The organism is Rubripirellula obstinata (assembly GCF_001642955.1).
Classification (GTDB): domain Bacteria; phylum Planctomycetota; class Planctomycetia; order Pirellulales; family Pirellulaceae; genus Rubripirellula; species Rubripirellula obstinata.
In genome coordinates, this window is sequence record NZ_LWSK01000112.1 from 1 (window position 1) to 17,898 (window position 17,898).

Consider the following 17,898-nt stretch of genomic DNA (forward strand, 5'->3'; position numbering starts at 1 on the left):
GCTACGAGGGGACGCCGAAAGTCTACGCGACTTCCGCTACCTCCTAACCGAAGATTGAGCTGACATGGACTACTAGTATTCCGCGTCACCTCAATTTTCGGGTAGCGGAACTCGCCAAGAGTTTCGGCTACGAGGGGGACGCCAAAAGTCTACGCGACTTCCGCTACCTCCTAACCGAAGATTGAGCTGACATGGACTGCTAGCTGTACCCGACTGAACCCTGGCGGGCCCAGCTACGAAAGACTTCGCCAAATACGGAACTTGTTTCTGGACAGTTCCATAGAACGCAGTGAATTCCGTTCTGCGTTCGATAATTCCAGTTAAGCGACCGTACCAATCGTGCCGATTATTCCGAATGGAGGGCGGAGGACACGGGCGCTTTGGTGGTCGGTGAGAGCTGATGATCGATGCTGCTGCGTGATCTCCTGAGGATCAATTCAAGTTCAGGAATCGCAAGCACGCGAATCAGGTCAATCATGCGCATTAAGCTCACACGCTTTTGTCTCGGAATGGCAATTGCCAGTTTCACAACCACCGGTCTGGAAACCGCCAACGCTCAACGGGCTGTTGTTCCCGGAACCGGAACAGAAATAGTCGGCGTCGCGGATGACTTTGAAGACCCGAACTGGAACTACATTCCTCGGAACCCCAAGAGTACCGAGGACATCGACGAGAACCAGCGTGCCCCGATGGGACGCAGCACCAACGGTCGGTGGTACGAAGGGATCAAACGCGGTCACCCCGATATCGTCAAACGTGTTGCAACTCCGCCGGGCGGCATCGAAGGCAGCACGGGTGCATTGTTGCTAAAGAGTATGAACACTGGCATTCCCGGTCAGGTCAGCCGAGTGATGCACCAAGACGATTTCGTCGCCAACGTTCAATACCGACTCAAACGTACGATCAAGGTCAGCGAAGCACCCAGCGTGACGACTCGCGTTTTCATGCCACCCGTGGCCGAATGGGAAAACCGCAGCGGGCCGCACTTTGGTTTTCGACTAGCCTTGGAAACCACGGCGATGGTTGACAAGGAATCCGGCATCGGGATTTTCAAGCGGACCAAAAAAGAGATGGGCAACGAGGTCTACTGGCCTGGAATGTTCATCGAATTCGAGAACAAGAGCCAGACTGGCAAGGAAAACGATTACGCGTACCTGCGAATTCGCAGCAACCGACGTGGCGGCGATTTCCGTGGTCCGCAAATCACGACAACGGGTTGGTGGACGTTGGGCATGAGTGTCACGCCGGACGGAATGGTGCATTATTACGCCAAGCCAGGTGTCGAAGATCTGAATGAGGATGATTACATCACCAGCCAGTTTCCTTACGATTATCGGTGCGAGCGTTTCCGAACGTTTTTCTACAACACGTGCAGTGCCGATGACGGCAAGCGTTGGAGCACCGCGTTCATCGTTGACGACCCAAAAGTATTTGTGCTGCGTCCGATCAGCCGTCCACAAGTCGCCAATCGGAAACGTAACCGACGCTAGAACCAAGCGGGCGTTTGGTGCGTAGGAGGCCTGCAAAAACAAAGTGCATTCGACGCACTTTTCCCTTTGGGAGAAGTCGAGCCTATGTGAGGGAGAGGGTTTACAACAACGCTGGCCCCCTTCCGGCCGCTGAATTGTCCGGTCTGCGGGGCGGTTGAGGTGAATCACGGAAGCTTTTGCGGATCAGATTGTTCCTGGGTTGCGTCTTCTAACTAGAGTTTGCTTTGTCAGAGTTTTCATCGTCACTGTTCTGGTTGCTCGGACTGACTCTGATTCCACCCGCGATCATTTCAGCATTGACGCTGTACCCGATCCGACGCCACGCTGGCCGGCTTGGGTTGGTCGCACGTCCCGGCGGACATAGCACTCACGTCAACGTCACGCCGCTGGGCGGTGGACTTGGCATCTGGGCTGGCATCATGATCACGTTCGCGGCCGGAACGTTTGCGGTTTGGTTGCTGCGACAATCGCCTGACTTGCAATCCAGCGTTCCCGAATTTTTTGTCGTTCATCTGGATGGTGTTTGGTCGCGATGTGCTCAGCTTTGGGCGTTGCTGGGTGCTGGCAGTGTCTTGGTTGCGTTGGGCTTCATTGATGATCGCCGCGGCGTGAATCCGTGGATCCGGTTGGCGATTGAGTTCGCGGTCGCTGGATACGTGGTTTACGGATTGGGATTTGGCTTGACCGCGTTTATCGGCATCGAATGGTTGACGAATCTGTTGTCAATTTTGTGGATCGTTGGACTGATCAATTCGTTCAACATGCTGGACAACATGGACGGTTTGTCAGGCGGCGTTGCAGCGATCATTTCGGCGTCGATGGCGATCGTGATGCTGACGACGCCCGAATCTGGATCGATGGTTTCGCAGCTTTTTGTTGCGGCGTTGTTGTTGGTTGTGTTGGGTTCCTTATTGGGGTTTTTGTGGCACAACCGCCCGCCGGCAAAGATTTTCATGGGCGATGCGGGCAGTTACTTGGTCGGCTTTCTGATTGCGGTCGCGATGTTGATGGCGACCTATGCCGGCAACATCAGCGAGCGACCGCACGCGGTTCTTGCGCCGCTGTGCGTGATGGCGGTGCCTTTGTATGATATGACCACGGTGTTGTGGATTCGGATTCGCGAAGGACGCAGTCCCTTTGTGGGCGACCGGAGCCATTTTTCTCATCGATTGGTTGATCTAGGACTATCGCGAGTGCAAGCGGTGCTGACGATCTATCTGGTCACGGGAACTTGCGGAATCGCGGCGGTGTTGCTGACCACGGTTTCGATCTTCCAAGCCGTCATGGTGATCGGCGTGGTCCTGTGCATGCTGTCTCTGGTCATCATCCTTGAATCGACACAATGGCGAAACAACGATTCGTAGAAGCCCCATCGCCATTGGTTTCGCCATCGCCTTTGGTATCCTTTGGACGCAAAGTCGCGATGGGTGCGGCGGGTGCGATCGCGGTTTACGTCGCTTATTACCCAAGCGATTCCATCGCGATTGAAGACGGCGATGGACTCTGGTTTGCCGTGCTGGCGATCGCCTGGATGACCTTGGTTGCAGCGGTGTGTTGGTTCCGACCAGACCCTGAATCGGTTGAGTTATCCAAAGCAGGTTTCGACTGGATTGATTTTTCAGCGATCGGCTTGGCGACATGGATGATGGTCGCTGCGTTCCTAAATGCAGCTCAATCTGATTTACGAATGGGCACCAATGAAGCTTGGTGGTGGGCTTCGGCGGCGGCAATCTTGATAGCTTCGCGTCGAGTTCTAATTTCGCAGGCGATGCGGCAGAGCTTTTTGTTGCTGACGATTTGCGTGACAGTCGGACTTGCCGTCGATGCGTTGCACCAAGATTGGATCAGTCTTCCGGCGACCCGCGCGAGCTATCAGGCGGACCCGGACGCGGTTGTGCGAGCGATGGGGATCGATGCGCCGCCGGATTCCTCCACACGAATGGTGCTTGAGAATCGATTGATGGACGGAGGCCCCACGGCAACGTTCGCGCTGGCGAATTCGTTGGCGGCGCTAATGTTGATTGGTGTGGTTTTGATCGCCGCAGCAATTCGATTCACTTGGACACAAATTTGCGTTCGCGGTAAAGTCGGATTGATCGGATGTCTGGTCGTTTTGGTTCCAGCTTTGTTGGCGGTGCGAAGTCGAGCCGCATTGGCTGCGACGCTGATTGGCATCGCGATGGTTTGCTTGACAAATTCTCGCTACGGCTCTTCTTCTCCGCTGGAAGGCAGCAGGGTGAGGAGTTTATTCGCAGCGTTGGTCGGCGTCGTTTTGACCGGGATTCTGGGCCTAATCGGCCTGGCAATGTTTGGCAATCCAGAATGGTATGGACAGGCACCGGCATCGCTCGCGTTTCGATTGCAGTACTGGGCCGCGACTTGGCGAATGATGCTGGATCATATTCTGCTGGGCGCAGGGCCTGGGAATTTCCAGTCGCTCTACGATCGTTATCGGGATGCCAACACGACCGAACAGATTGCTGACCCGCACAATTTTTTGCTGGAAACATTGTCGTCTGGCGGACCAATTGCATTGTGTTTGTTGATCGCAATCTTTGTTCTTGGTTTTAAGCAATTGCGAAAACACCAGCTTGCACCGGATGCCACTGAGAAGAATGATTTATTGGCTCTTGGCAACGATCGAACCATCTTGATCGGCGGTGCGGTCATGCTTGCGATCATCTGGTTTCTCGGGCTTCTGACGTTGCACGCTCCCGACATCTCCTCGCATCGTTTCGCTGTTCCCATCGCATTGGGATTGGGTTGGTCCATCCGTTCAGTGTTTCAAAAGCTAGATCAGCGACAACTGGATCTTGCGTATGTCGTTAGCCTAATCGCGATCCTGGTTCATTTGTCGGTCTCGGGTGGTTGGACGGTTCCCGGTGTTGCGTTTTGGGTTTGGATGATGCTGGGCGGGCTGACGCGAATTGAGATTACCTCGACGACCAGTCTGAATGCGAACAACAGATCAACCTTTACGCTAGCGATTGGCTTGTTGGCTTTGGTCCTGTTGACGTTCATGTCCGTACGGCCAGTCGGTCGCCAAAGTTGGTTGTTGTCGATCGCGGATGCATCGCTGCGATCGGGCAACACGGGTAAGTCGGGACGAATTTTGGCAGAGGCTGTCGATGCAGATCGCTGGTCGTCGAAAGCACCGATCCTGAACAGCGAATTTCTGTACCGCGAAATCATCCGTCGCAAGAACTCATCCGCTTCCAGACGTGCTTACGACGAGAGTGCAGAAGTCGCGATTGATCGCGCCGGTCCAAGCCCAACTGTCATGCGGCAATTGGCAACCCAACGATTGCATCTGTATCAAGTCTTTGGCAAGCCAGATGATTTAGAGATGGCGGAGCAGTATCTACAAACGGCCTGGCAAGGATCGCCGGCGAACCAGTGGTTGGCAGCGCAGCTCGCTGAGATCGCTCTGGTCAAAAACGACAAGCTTGCAAGCGATTGGGTTGAGCGTGCGGAAACTTTGTCGAAACTGGGTAATAACCCCGAACGTTTGTTGCGTCTTCAACTACTGTACATAGCCGAACCCGTTGGGGACCCGGCGGCGTTGGAACCAGTTCGAAAGTCTGCAAAAGAGCGGCTTTTTCTAGCCGAAGACGACCAACGCTAAAAGAGTGAACATCGAAACGAACGGGTGGGGGGAAGGGTTGCGGACGTTTCTAGTATCAGGTGCAATCCACGCAGTACCTTTTATTTTCCAGGATGCCAAAATGCGATCCCATTCATCAACTTATTATCGCCTCACTCATATCCTGACTTCGTTGTTGGTGGTCACCGCGTTGCTGGCCGACACATCGGTCGCCGAGGAACCGGTTGGGTTTGATGTTCTGAAACGGTGTGCCAAGGTTTCCGGTGGCTTGGATGCTTTCGCAAAAGTGAACTCGATCACGATGAAGGCCACGATCAGCGTCAGTCAGCAAGGCGTGCCTGCGTCGAATTCTGTTCAAGGAACTTTGGAAAGTCACTTCATTGCACCCGATCGCGCCATCGTCATCGTTGACTTGGGCAGCTTGGGAAAGTCAACACGCGGGGTCCAGGGAGAAATTGCTTGGGAGTCATCTGATTCTGGAAATCGCAAACTAAAACCGTCTGAGCGAAAGCGATTGTTAGATTCGATAAGCTTGCGTGAGACGTTTGAGCCAACCTCGGTTTTTGCATCGTTTACGAACCGCGGGAAAGAAATGGTCGATGGCGAACCCTGTTACCGAGTCGAAGTGTCGCGGCGCGGGAACGATGAAGCAGACCAGATTTACTACAGCGTCAAAAGCGGATTGCCGATGCGCACCATCGCCACTCGGCACACCATGGGCGGCGACCGGGTCGTTGATTCAAAGGTGAATCAATACAAAACCTACAAAGGACTACAAGTTGCAACGGAGATCCGACAATTGATGCAATCGTTCAAGCTGATTCACGATGTAAAAGTTCATACGGTAGAAATCAACGGCAAGATTGACGAATCAGTATTTACGCCGCCCGCGGATTTAGAAAAATCTTAACCAGCCAGCGTTATCACCGGCAGCCCCGAAGATACCAAAACCCTAAGCTGGGGCTGTAACGGCCTTTCGATTAGTTCGTTTAGCCGCGTGGGCATCGCCCCGCGCGTTCGGGCCAGCACAACGCGCGGGGCGATGCCCAACGCGGTTAAACGATTTATAAACTCTTCACGGCTTTGGGCAGCCGGTAGGGAAATGCCAGCTCACCGGGCCTGACGTGCAAAAACTGATTCGGCTTCCCGCTTGGAATCAGTGCAAAGCTGCATTTTTCAAGAGAAAGCGTTGTTAGAAACAAGCCCCTCAATTTCAGGTCGATCCTTGGCGAATCCGAAAGCGTCCATTGCAACGTGGTGCCATCGAAAAGTGTAGACTGCTTACTCTGGCCCGCCAATTTCACTTTCCACGACATGTCCACCCAACGTGCCTAAGACCGAAAAACAAACGTTACTGAGCCCCGAATTGCTCGCTCGACTGGAACGGCTGGAATTGGTGTCTCGCAAGATTTTTCGCGGGCGGATGAAGGGCGAACGTCGTAGTAAACGCAAAGGGCAAAGCGTTGAGTTCGCGGACTTCCGTAATTATGTCGCCGGCGATGATTTGCGGCTGATCGATTGGAATCTCTACGCACGATTGGACCAACTGTTTTTGAAGCTGTTTCTTGAAGAAGAAGATCTGCACTTTTTTGCTTTGATCGACGCCAGCGAATCGATGAACTTTGGCGACCCGACCAAGTTGTTGGTGGCGAAGCAATTGGCGGCGGCATTAGGTTACATCGGGATGTGCCGCGCCGACCGCGTCAGCGTCACGGCACTGGGCCCGCACGGGCGCAGGGCACCGGTGCTTCGTGGCCGATCGAGCCTGTGGAAAATGCTCGACTACCTCGATTCGGTGACGCCAGGCGATGACAGTAACAATGTTTCGCTGCACGATGGCGTTAAAGATTTTTCGTTGCGGACCGCTGGCACGGGCGTTGCCGTCTTGATCAGCGACTTGATGGACAAGTCCGGTTATGAATCAGCACTGCGAATGCTGATCGGACGACGCATGGACGTGTTTGTCATGCATGTGCTTTCGCCGGAGGAAATTGATCCACCGCTGCGTGGCGATCGGAAATTGATCGACATCGAAGACGGTGACGAAGCCGAGATCACGATCAATGCGTTTGTCTTGGAAAAGTATCGCGACACGGTGCGGCAGTTTATTGGTACTGCGAAACAGTTTTGCAGTCGCCGATCGATCGTTTACATTCCCGTCCGCACCGACACACCTGTCGAAACGATCGTGACGAAGTACCTGCGTGAACGCGGAGTCGTACGATGAACTGGATTTCAACGTTGGTGCCTTGGCAGTGGGGCGTGTTGGGCTTGGTGCCGATCGGCATTGTGCTGCTTTACTTCTTGAAGCTACGCCGCGAACCTGTGGAAGTGCCCAGCACCTATTTGTGGTCGCGAACGATCGAAGATTTGCATGTCAACAGTTTGCTACAGCGATTGCGGCGTAGCTTGCTGCTGTTTCTGCAATTGCTGGCCGTGGCGATTGCCGCGATCGCGCTGCTGCGGCCCGGCGTGCGAGGCGAAACATCGGGACAAGATCGGACAGTGTTTTTGCTGGATTCGTCCGCCAGTATGCGAGCGACGGATGTTGATGGTGGAGATGATGGTGGGAAAGATGCTGGGCAATCGCGTTTTGACGTTGCCAAAAAACTGATCGCCCAAGAAATCGACCAGATGTCCGACAACCAGTCCGCGATGTTGATCACGTTTAGCGATCGGCCCAACACCGTTCAATCATTTACATCAGACCGCCGTCGGCTTCGCGATGCTCTGGACAGAACCGAAGTAACAAATTTCCCGACCGATATCCTGGGCGCTCTGAAGGCAGCCGACGGTCTAGCGAACCCGCGACGAACCAGCGAAGTTGGCAACATGAACGATGTTCAGGTCGCCGGCGCGATGCCAGCCGATTTAAAGATTTATTCCGACGGTGGATTCCAACCGGTGACGGAATTCAATCTCGGCAACCTGATCCCGACTTACGTTTCGATTGGATCCAAGGACGCTAAGAACCTAGCCATCACCGCATTTTCAGCGGAACGAAATCTGGAAAACCCTGGCGAAGTCCAAGCCTTTGCGACAGTGGCCAACCTGGGCAGCCAACCGGTCGAAGCAACGGCAACGTTGATGATGGATGGCCAGTTTATGGATGCGTCGTCGGTGTCGCTTGACCCCAGTGATCAAACGGGCCTATCTTTCGCGATCGAAAGTGATGAAGCGGTCCAGTTGTCGCTGCGGCTGGACGTCGAAGATGACCTGCAAACTGATAACGTCGCCTTCGCCGGACTGACGCCGCTTCGCAACGTTAACGTGCTGGTCGTTACGCCGGGCAACACGCCGCTTGAATTGGGTTTGCAAACATCGAAGTCTTCAAAAATTTGCAAGTCAGAATTTGTGTCGCCCGATTACTTGCAAACGGACCGTTACACCCTGCGAGCCGAATCGGGAACTGATGACCTGATCATTTATGACCGCTGTTCTCCGAAGCAGATGCCGGCGACCAATACATTCTTTATCGGTTCGCTGCCAACGGCCAAGCAAGACGCGGCCGCCGATGAAAAATGGTCATGGGCGAGCGAAAATTCGGGCGTCGTGTTGATCGATATCGACCGGACTCATCCGATGATGCGGTATCTGGAATTGTTTTCGCTGTTGATCTTTCAAGGCCGCGCCATCAATGGTCCGGTCGGCAGTACTGAACTGATCGGCGCGGATGTCGGCCCGATGTTGGTGCTCGCACCGCGTGACGGCTTCCAAGACATGGTGTTGGGGTTTCCGATCATCACGACCGACGACGACGGTACATCGGGAACGAATACCAACTGGTACGCCGAACGATCCTGGCCCGTGTTCATGTTGAACGTGCTTCGGTATCTAGCCGGTGCGGCGGAGGCCAGCGGCGCGCCGTCTTACCAGCCCGGTCAAACGGTGCGAGTCCGATTGGAGAATGCAATCAGCGACGCCGTGATGGTACGCAACACTGGCAGCGACAACGCCGCCTCTGAAAAGCTAACGCCCGGACCGACGGGAATCGTGGATATCGTCGGTGCCGATTCACCTGGCAACTATCAAATCAAGACTGGCGATCGACTGGCGGACCTGTTCGCGGTCAACCTGTTTGATCCCACCGAAAGCACGCTAGCGGTAGCGCCGGATATCGAGCTTGGTTACGAAGCGGTCACCGCCACCGCCGGTTCCGTCGAAAGCCGCAACGAGTATTGGCGGATTTTGCTGGTCGCAATGCTGGGCGTGCTGGCGACGGAATGGTGGGTCTATTCCCGCCGAGTCGGTTAAGCACAAGCAGAAATTTCTGGTAGGCCGTAGCGAGAGAAACGAGTTACGGCGTATTTCGCTGCTTGCCTCACCGGTCAGCTCGCGCTACCCTTACCGGTCAGCTCGCGCTACCCTTACCGGTCAGCTCGCTGGGCCATCACATGCGGCATGTTCAGTCCAGAGACAAACCCGGGTGTTCCCGTCACCGTGACCTGTTGGTTCAGGTGCATTCGCAAGTTGATTCCAGGCGACGGAGTGACGTAGGCGATCGTTCGTCCCGTTCCGTCGGTCAATGCGAACGGCGGACTGTGGGTGCGAGCCGAATAGACTTGCACCAACTGCCCGGTGTAACTCGCCTTGCTGTCGGCGGGTTGTGGAGCCGGTGCCAATGATGCGGCAACACCTAACCCATCGCCCGCGATTGACGCGTCAGTCATCGGAAGCGACTGCAGACCCGGCGTGTTAGAAATCGGTTGACTGCTGGACTGGATGACCGAAGGTCCGTCACGTCGATCGGCCAATCCAGCGTACTGATCGGCCCGCCGGGCAAGCACGCGTGCGCCGTCGGCGATCGTCGGATCAGTGGATCTGGCGGCCAATGAACGCGAAGCTTCGGAAACGACTCGTGCCTCCGCAGCCGAACTCTGTGACGACATCAATTGAGAAAGCACCAAACGCATCGAGTTCAAATCGGCACCGCGCACCTGTTGCTGCAGTCGGCTGATCTGGTCAGCGGAAACAAACGTGGGCGAGCGAAGCAGGGGACTGTCAGTGGCAGGGGCCAGTGAAGAATTGAAATTGTTCGTCAACGGAACTGCAGGGACCAGCGTTTGTGCGGGCAACGGTGAAATCCCCGCAACCTGAGCGATCTCATTGGACGATTGATGCGACTGCACAAAGGCTTCGCTCGGAATGCTGACCGTCTCGCGAGCTGGCAGTGTCATCGGAGCTGCGCTGATCGCAACGGAATCTGAATCCTTGGACATGCGGCTGGCAGCACCAGAAACCCAGTTGTCATCGCCTGCCACCTTTGAATCGGCCAATGCGACTTGATCGACCAATGATTCCTCAGCACCGATTTCTTGAATTCGAGGTTGCCCCAATTTCGCCATCGAAGCCAGCAGGCCGCGCGGTTGCGGGCGGCTGGCGGTGCTGCGGCGTGGCTTGGCAATCAGTCCGGCCGAAGTGTCTAAACTAGGTGGTAAATCGATCGTGTTGTTGTCAAACGATTGAACGCCTGAACCGATGGCTTTGCTATTGGCTGAATCGATCATGACGCTACGTCCGCTGTCGGCGACCGCGGCGGCATCAGCCTGCAAACGACGAGGACTGGCGGTGGGTTCGGGCTTGACTGCGGATGCGACCTTCGCCGGCTTTGGTTGCTTATCAACGTGCGTCCGTTCAACGTGCGTCCGTTCAACGTGCGTCCGTTCAACGTGCGTCCGTCCGGCGGGTTGAAACTGAACGTCGGACTTTGCCAACGATCGATTTTGTTCAGCCAGCGTCTCGACCAATTCTTCGCTAGTGCGAACGGTTTGGTTTTGGTGAATCCATCGAAATTCGCCCGAGGGTGGAACGATCCTCAACCACAATTGCGGTCCGTCGGGTCCGTCGCGTTCTTGACGGCCGATCACGGTAACCGGTTCGCCCTCGGCCAATTGAACTTGCCAGAGATATTTCCGGGCGCGGCCCAGGTGAGTGCCAATCCAGGCGACGGTTCGGTCTTCGATCACATTGCCCATTTCGCCGCTGCCATCAAGTTCAACAGTATCGGCGGGGATCCAACAAAAACTGTCTTGCGGCGGACGAACGCCCAGCCATCCATCATCGGTTTCAGCGTAAACTTCTAGTTGTTGCCCGTGCTTGAGCGGGTCGGTGCGATAGTATTCAGCCGAAGGCCCACACCGCGTGTACGCCTGATCTTCGGCGACAAAAACGTTGTAGGGTTGCATTGGATCAGCATCGGCAGCGAACACCGAACCGGCCCCCAAACCCAACATGCTGGTCGTGGTCAATAGAATGATCAGTGTGAAACGTCGTGCGTGAAACATCGCGAGAACTTCCTAAATCGCCGTTAGCAGAATCTTCAGTGTTTCGCTTAACGATTCACGGTCCCCTGGCACAAGACGGATTTCTGTGCAGCTAGACGGATTTGACGCGGAGGTCGTGTTGCCGCTACTTTCCAAAGGTCACTAACACTTATAACGGTTCACCAAAATGCAGCGGAATCCACGACCAACGATCCTTGCCTTGCTGTTCTGCCTGCTGTTTGGTTTACAGTCGTTTCCGGTGCCCGCGTTTGCTGCCGAAGTCATCGTCGTTTGTCCTGGGCAATGGACCGGCCAGTTGACCCGATGGAAGGAACATCGATCGAACCAGGGAATCGGCTGCGTCGTCATTCCGCCACAACCCACCGCCGCCGAAACTCAATCAGCGATTCGCAAAGCGGCAACCAACGACACTCGTTATGTCATGATTGTCGGCGACGCGCCCACGATCGGAACACCAGCAGACCTGACGTGCCAGGTTCCGATTCACTATCAGCCGACCACCGTCACGGCTGCGTGGAATTCGACTCGAACGCTTTCAACGGATCTGCCATACGGTGACATCGATGGCGATGGAAAAACGGATTTATCAGTCGGACGTTTGCCGGTCGATGGGCCGAGCCAACTTCGTGATGCACTCGCGAAGATCATTCAACACGAAACCTGCGAAGACTTTGGCGATTGGCGTAACCGAGTTTCCTTAGTCGGCGGTGTCGGCGGTTTTGGTCCGCTGATTGACACTGCCATCGAAACCGTCACGCGAACGATTGTCACAGGCGTGCTGCCCGGTCACGCAAAGACTCATGTGCGATTCGGAAGCCCAGGGCATGCCTTTTACCCCAAGCACACCACTTTCACCCAAGCCGTTCTGGACGACTATGCCGGCGGGTCTCGATTTTGGGTCTATGCCGGACATGGACAAGTCACCGAACTGGACCGAGTCCCCCAGACCGCAGCCGGTGTCCCAGTGCTGGACGGTGACAGTGCAAAACGCTTGCTTGCACCCGATGGACGCTATCCCATTGCATTGATGTTGGCCTGTTACACCGGAGCGATTGATGCGCACGAAGATTCGATCGCCGAGAAAATGTGGCTGACCGGCAGCGGCCCGATCGCTGTCATCGCCGGCTGCCGAGTGACAATGCCGTACGGAAACACCTCCGCCGCAGTCGGTCTGATCGATGCTGTCTATCAACAAAAGAAAACTCGACTTGGCGATGCCTGGTTGTCGTCGGTTCAGTCAATGCAAAAGGAATCGATCACGCAGGAACAAGCCGCCGGCGCGGTTCAGACGCCTGCTTCCACGATTCAGACTTTGGTCAACACGCTGGCGATGCTGGTCAGTCCAGCGGGCAGCGATTTGGTGGCCGAACGACGCGAACACGCCAATCTTTACAACTTGATCGGCGACCCGACTCTAACGCTGGCTCATCCTGAACCGATCACGTTTGCGATAAAACCCGGCTTTGATCGCGAGACGCCGATTCAAGTGGACCTGCAAAGCCCGATCGACGGCGTGATGACCATTTCGCTTGACCGGCCCCTGGGTTCTGTTGTGAAAACGGGTTCTGTTGTGAAAACGGGTTCTATTGTGGAAACGGGTTCTATCGTGAAAACGGGTGCTGTTGTGAAAACAGGAACCCAAGCTGGATCAGACCCAAACGAACTGACCATCGCGTCACTATCAATGGACGTTACAGCGGGAACTCAAATCCAGCCATCAATTTTGCCACCCGGCGATATCGTTGGCCCAATCGTGGTACGAGTCCATGTGTCCGGGCAAGGATGCTGGGCGGCCGGAACCGCAAAAACGATGGTTCGGTAGGGCACCGCCGCCACTACGCTGCATACAATCGGCACAACCGTCTCGATTGACAACCGATTGTCGAGTAAGCCGTACAGCGGTACAGCGTTTTTCGGCGGTGTGCCATGGTGAACCTAGGGTTCGGTATTCCATTCTATGCCCAGGTTTAATGCCGCCAGTTCGATCCACCATGACTTCCCGATTGCCATCTCCACGTAGCGGACGCCAAAGCGACCGTGACGACCTTGGCGAAATTGATTCGCCAGAGATGCAACCAGGCATGGACATCGCGATGCAGCCTGTCGTTCAGGTTCGCAGCAAATTGGTCAGCACGCTGGCGATCATCTTTGTGATCATGGTGGCCATCAATGAGATCATCCAAAGACAGATAATCGCACCGGAGATCGCCATTTTGGCTCCGTCGGTGGGCGAATCACAAATCAATCAGATCTTTTGGAACGCTCGTCTACCCTACATCTTCTTTAGTATCAGCAGTTTACTTCTGATGATGTTGCTGATGCAGCGTTTTATACTCGCATCATTCCGCCAAGTTGCTGAACTAGGCCGCGAAATCGAGCGTCGTCGCTTAGCCGAACGCGAAATGCGAATCATGGCGCATCGCGATGCCTTAACGCAATTGCCCAACCGTCCATATTTGATTGAGCGGCTTCAAGAAATTATCCGAACCCGCAAGCCAAACGCGGTCACGCGTGATGCAGTCTTGTTTTTGGATTTGGACAACTTCAAAATCATTAACGATTCGCTTGGCCATGACGCCGGTGACGATCTGCTAGGCCAAGTCGCTGGGCGATTGCAACAATGCGTGCGAAAACATGACACGGCTTCGCGTGTTTGCGCAGACAAGAATGAAAGCGAAACCGTTCGACTTGGTGGGGATGAATTTGTCGTTTTGCTTGAACGATTGATGACGCCCGAAGACGCTTTGGATGTCGCCAATCGAATCGTTCGTCGTATCTCTGAACCCTTTTCGATTTCGGGTCGGTTGGTCACCGTTGGGACCAGCATCGGAATTGCCTACGTCAATAAGTACACCAAAGACGCGCATGACGCACTGCGAAACGCTGATACTGCGATGTATCGCGCCAAGCATGCCGGCAAGGGGCAAGTCGCGGTCTTTGATAAGTCGATGCACGAAGACGTCGTGATGCGAATGGAACGCGAAAGCCAACTTCGCCGAGCAATTCACGCCAAAGATTTTGAGCTTCACTATCAACCGATTGTCAACCTGGTTACCGCTCAGGTGCAAGGCGTTGAAGTGCTGCTGAGATGGAAAGACGATTCGGGACAATACGTTTCCCCAAGCGAATTTGTGCCCATGATTGAAGAGATCGGCCTGATCGGTGAAGTCGGTGAATGGGTGTTAGAGAAATCAATGACCGATATCAACGGTGTCCTGCAAAGCGTGCCGGCGGATGTCGCAAATCAACTGAGCGTCGGTGTCAACATGTCGCCACGCCAATTGGCGGATCCGTTCTTCCTGGATCAACTCGATGAAATCATCGATCGAACCCAATTTGATCGACGTCGCCTAAGTTTGGAAATGAATGAAGCTCAGGATGTTCGTCACGGAGATCGCGTTCGCGCTGCCTTGCTGAAGTTGAACGAGAGCGGCGTTGGAATCCTGATCGATGATTTTGGCAAAGGTCAATCATCGCTGACCAGTTTCCAGAATTACCCGATCGAAGGCGTCAAAATTGATCGAAGCTTCACCCGCTCGATCGCCAACGACCATACTCATGCCGTCATTGCCGAAGCGATTGTCGAACTGGCGCATCACTTATCGGCGACGATCGTTGCCGAAGGTGTCGAATCAAAAGATCAGTTGCTGGCTTTGCAGGCCTGGGGTTGTGACGCGGCCCAAGGGTATCTGTTTTCGCCTCCACTGTCCCGCGACGATTTAGCCGGCTTTTTGTCGGACCCCAGCCATAGCGAAGGGATCAAACTGCTGCGGGAATCTGCCCAGTGCGATACGCAATCCGTTGGAATCCCAGTCGGCATCGGACTCCATCCGTTGGATGCAGGATTTCTGCCGACGGAGATTTAGGCTGGGCCGCTAAAGGTAAGGGTTGGCAGCAGTTCTCGTTCGCGCAAGTTTCATTTTCATCGCGATGGTGACTGCTTCCGACGGGCTTGCCTGGGCTGACGAAAATGTTTGCGTGGAGGGAAACTGGACGGCTTTGGGGATTTGTGGCTGACCGGCTTCGGTGTTGATTGCAAATTGCAAAATGAACACTGAAAAATGTAAATTGACCAGCGAATACCGCTTTCCAAGAATTTTCAATTTGCAATGTTCATTTTGCAATTTGCAATGTTCGACTGGTTCGCGAAAAACATCACCCACCGCATTTTCATCAGCCCAGGACTTGCCCCCGGCGGAGCTAACGACTTGGCTAACCCCAACGCGATCGAGAGCGCGATAGACCACGTACAACGAGATTTTTCCGTTAATGACGAAACCTGACCGTTAATGCACGGGAATGAATTCCGTTCTATACAAAGAAACTGGCAATCCACGCACCGTCTGTTGGCAGACCAAACCAGACATGTTCTGATACTATCTGGTTCAAGTTTGTCAAAATCCGGGGGAGCATTTGGATGTCTAGTATTCTTTTTCGTGGTGCGACGGTTGTTTTTCCTGACCAAACGGCGAAGTCGTCGGTATTGGTTCAGGATGGAAAAATTGTCGATCTTGCTGCGGCAGATCATGCAACGGCGGACGAAGTGATTGATTGCCATGGCCTGCACTTGTTACCTGGGGTTGTCGATGATCAGGTCCACTTTCGCGAACCCGGACTGACTCATAAAGAAGACCTGGCAACGGCGTCTCATGCTTGTGCCGCTGGTGGCACAACGTCTTTCTTGGAAATGCCTAACACGCTACCCCATGCGATCACCATTGAAGGTGTTCGCGATAAAGAGAAGTTGGCGGCAACGAAGTCATTAGTCAATTACGGTTTTTATATTGGCGCGACGCCCGACAATGTTGACGAATTAAACCGAGCGACGGACGTTCCGGGAATTAAAATTTTTATTGGCAGCAGCACTGGGGACTTGCTGGTCGATGAACAAGAGGCGCTTGAGCGGATTTTCGAGCAAACGACGCTGCCCATCTGTGCTCACTGCGAAGACGAAACGACCGTTCGCAAGAATGCCGAACGCCTTGCCGGCACGTCAGACATTGCCGATCACTCTCGCATCCGCGATGAAAATGCCGCCATGATCGCAACTCGCCGAGCGACCGATCTAGCGATCCGTCATAAACATCGCTTTCACGTTTTGCATCTATCGACGGCTGCGGAACTGGAAATCCTGGCTGAACCGAATCCCTATTTGACGGCAGAGGTTTGTTTGCATCACCTGTTTTTCAATGTCGATGATTACGACCGATTGGGCAGCCGAATCCAGATGAACCCTTCGATCAAAACGGCAGCCGACAATGCTGGGTTATGGGAAGGTTTGTTGTGCGGTCAAGTCCAAGTGATTGCAACCGACCACGCGCCTCACACGCTGGAAGAAAAAGCTCAGCCCTATCCCGCAAGCCCGTCGGGTCTGCCGGCGGTCGAAAACAGCCTTGCATTAATGTTGGACCAAGTTGTCAAAGGCAAGTGTTCATTAACACAAGTTGCATCCTGGATGAGCGATGCACCGGCAAGGGTTTGGGGTATCGTTGGTAAAGGCCGTATCGCAAAAGGTTACGACGCCGACTTGGTGCTGGTGAACCTGGAAGAAGAACGAACGATTGAAGACGCCAAGCAATACACCAAGACAAAGTGGAGTCCATGGTCGGGCGAAACACTTTGCGGATGGCCAGTGGCAACCTTTGTTGGTGGAAACCAGGTATGGAGCAAAGCAAACGGATTTAACGAAGCAGCTCGCGGCAGCAAACTCACGTTCGATCACTCACGCGGTGGCTATTGGAACACCTCTGGCGGCATCGGAACGGAATGATTAACGAAGCATCTGGCGGTGATATACACAAGTTTAATACCAACATATACGGCTAACATCTTATCGTTATACTTTGTGTAACCTGACGGCGTCATTGCGGGCACCGCCTATCGCGTGGCGGATGATCAAAGTAACACTGTCCGGCTAATGTCCCAACTCCGTTGCCAAGAAAGACTTGGCTACTCGATAAATCTAGAGAACAACATGGCAAAAAAAGCAACTAAGAAATCGGCAAAACCAGGCAAGGCCGCGATCATACGAGGCTACCTGGCCAAGAACCCTTCGCACACTTGGAAAGACGCAGAGGAAACTCTGAAGAAACACGGCATCACTTCGGCTTACTTTGCGATGACGAAGTCGAATACCAAGAAAAAAACTGCCCCTAAGAAAAAGAAGGCGACCGCTGCGACTGGATCGAAAAATACAACAACGATTGACGCAGTCGCATTCGCAAGAGCATCGGGCGGAATCGACAAGGCAATTAAAGCCTTGGAAGAGCTTAGAGAGATGCAGGTCTAGTGTTCCGGGACATTTTAGTTTTCGCGTAATGGATCTTGCAGAAGATCCTGGAGCAGTGGGATCTTTAGGAACGTACGACTTTTTATAGTCGCCTTTCGCTCGGCACGTCGCATCAGTTACTGCGCGTTAGGCCCGGAGGGCCGGCAGCTCCCTGCCGGGTGCGCGAGCACCCGGATGGCTGCCCCACATCAATTCTCTGGCTCGGTTTCGCGGCGTAGCCGCGAAACCGAG

The 17,898-nt window shown here is 54.2% G+C and carries 12 protein-coding genes; 11 read left to right on the forward strand and 1 reads right to left on the reverse strand.

What is annotated here, in order from left to right:
- Positions 1-509 precede the first annotated feature (509 nt).
- From RC85_RS20355 to RC85_RS20385, 6 genes are all read left to right on the forward strand, one after another.
- A complete protein-coding gene (locus RC85_RS20355; protein WP_068266204.1) occupies positions 510-1,490 on the forward strand; it encodes a hypothetical protein in 981 nt (326 codons plus the stop codon).
- Between the two features lie 224 nt (positions 1,491-1,714).
- Positions 1,715-2,854, forward strand: a complete 1,140-nt coding sequence (locus tag RC85_RS20360) for an MraY family glycosyltransferase (RefSeq protein WP_235033166.1) — start codon at positions 1,715-1,717, stop codon at positions 2,852-2,854.
- On the forward strand, positions 2,833-5,115 hold the full coding sequence (locus RC85_RS20365; RefSeq protein ID WP_068266206.1) for an O-antigen ligase family protein: 2,283 nt from the start codon (positions 2,833-2,835) through the stop codon (positions 5,113-5,115). The genes RC85_RS20360 and RC85_RS20365 overlap by 22 nt, the downstream gene beginning before the upstream one ends.
- 100 nt (positions 5,116-5,215) lie before the next feature.
- Entirely contained in the window at positions 5,216-6,004 is a 789-nt protein-coding gene (locus RC85_RS20370; protein ID WP_068266208.1) for a hypothetical protein, read from the forward strand.
- 417 nt (positions 6,005-6,421) lie between these two features.
- The gene (locus tag RC85_RS20380; RefSeq protein ID WP_084422883.1) at positions 6,422-7,321 is read left to right on the forward strand and encodes a DUF58 domain-containing protein; all 900 of its coding nucleotides are present in this window, start codon (positions 6,422-6,424) and stop codon (positions 7,319-7,321) included.
- A complete protein-coding gene (locus RC85_RS20385) occupies positions 7,318-9,348 on the forward strand; it encodes a vWA domain-containing protein (protein WP_068266212.1) in 2,031 nt (676 codons plus the stop codon). Before RC85_RS20380 ends, RC85_RS20385 begins: the two co-directional genes overlap by 4 nt.
- A 113-nt stretch (positions 9,349-9,461) precedes the next feature.
- Here the strand turns inward: RC85_RS20385 and RC85_RS28300 are convergent, their stop codons facing one another.
- Positions 9,462-11,378 carry an SH3 domain-containing protein gene (locus tag RC85_RS28300; RefSeq protein ID WP_068266214.1) on the reverse strand — a complete coding sequence of 639 codons (1,917 nt, stop codon included), beginning with the start codon at positions 11,376-11,378 and terminating at the stop codon, positions 9,462-9,464.
- Between the two features lie 166 nt (positions 11,379-11,544).
- Here RC85_RS28300 and RC85_RS20395 point away from each other — a divergent pair, with 166 nt between their 5' ends.
- The 5 genes from RC85_RS20395 to RC85_RS20415 all read left to right on the forward strand — a co-directional run bounded on the left by RC85_RS20395 (position 11,545) and on the right by RC85_RS20415 (position 17,667).
- Entirely contained in the window at positions 11,545-13,200 is a 1,656-nt protein-coding gene (locus RC85_RS20395; protein ID WP_068266216.1) for a C25 family cysteine peptidase, read from the forward strand.
- A gap of 169 nt (positions 13,201-13,369) precedes the next feature.
- The gene (locus tag RC85_RS20400) at positions 13,370-15,244 is read left to right on the forward strand and encodes a putative bifunctional diguanylate cyclase/phosphodiesterase (protein WP_068266218.1); all 1,875 of its coding nucleotides are present in this window, start codon (positions 13,370-13,372) and stop codon (positions 15,242-15,244) included.
- 243 nt (positions 15,245-15,487) lie between these two features.
- On the forward strand, positions 15,488-15,661 hold the full coding sequence (locus tag RC85_RS28580; protein ID WP_238383191.1) for a hypothetical protein: 174 nt from the start codon (positions 15,488-15,490) through the stop codon (positions 15,659-15,661).
- Positions 15,662-15,795: 134 nt separating this feature from the next.
- A complete protein-coding gene (locus RC85_RS20410) occupies positions 15,796-17,148 on the forward strand; it encodes a dihydroorotase (protein WP_084422885.1) in 1,353 nt (450 codons plus the stop codon).
- A 204-nt stretch (positions 17,149-17,352) separates the two neighbouring features.
- Positions 17,353-17,667 (forward strand): hypothetical protein, encoded by a 315-nt coding sequence (locus tag RC85_RS20415; RefSeq protein WP_149752585.1) that lies wholly within the window; start codon positions 17,353-17,355, stop codon positions 17,665-17,667.
- The last annotated feature ends 231 nt before the right edge of the window (positions 17,668-17,898 follow it).